At 68.3% G+C, this 441-nt stretch carries 1 protein-coding gene; it reads right to left on the bottom strand.

Features of this window, described 5'->3' with window-relative positions:
• The coding region (locus DVK05_RS16640; RefSeq protein ID WP_147437859.1) for a (Fe-S)-binding protein at positions 1-441 on the bottom strand (441 nt) is incomplete at both ends.

The raw sequence follows: 441 nt of genomic DNA, 5'->3' as shown, positions 1-441 counted from the left end.
CGCCTCCTGGACCGGCTCTTGCTGTTGGCCCGTCTCGGTGAGCCGGCGGTTCATCTCGGTGAAGTGCGTGAGGTGTTCGATATCGACCGGGCAGGCGTCCATGCAGGCCATGCAGGCCATGCAGGACTCCATCGACTCGGCGTCGACGACGGAGGTGCCGCCGTCCGCGACGATGTCGATGGAGTCGCCGCCGGCGTCGACCGACTCGCGGTAGGCCTTCAGGTCGAGAATCACGTCCCTCGGGTCGAGGTTGCGGCCGGAGGCCTTCGCCGGGCAGGCGTCGGTACAGCGGCCGCACTTCGTGCAGGCGTCCATGTCGAGCATCGCCTTCCACGAGAAGTCGTCCTCGGAGACGTAGCCGATTTCGTCCGGCGGCGTGTCCGCGGGCACCTTCGGGAGGCGCGTGCCCGCCTTCTCGTCGGCGGTGACGACGTTGGCGAA

The sequence above is a fragment of the Halorubrum sp. Atlit-8R genome (genome assembly GCF_003666025.1).
Classification (GTDB): Archaea; Halobacteriota; Halobacteria; order Halobacteriales; family Haloferacaceae; genus Halorubrum; species Halorubrum salinarum.
The sequence above is the reverse complement of the archived record's forward strand: the minus strand, read 5'-3'. Positions and strand labels throughout refer to the sequence as shown.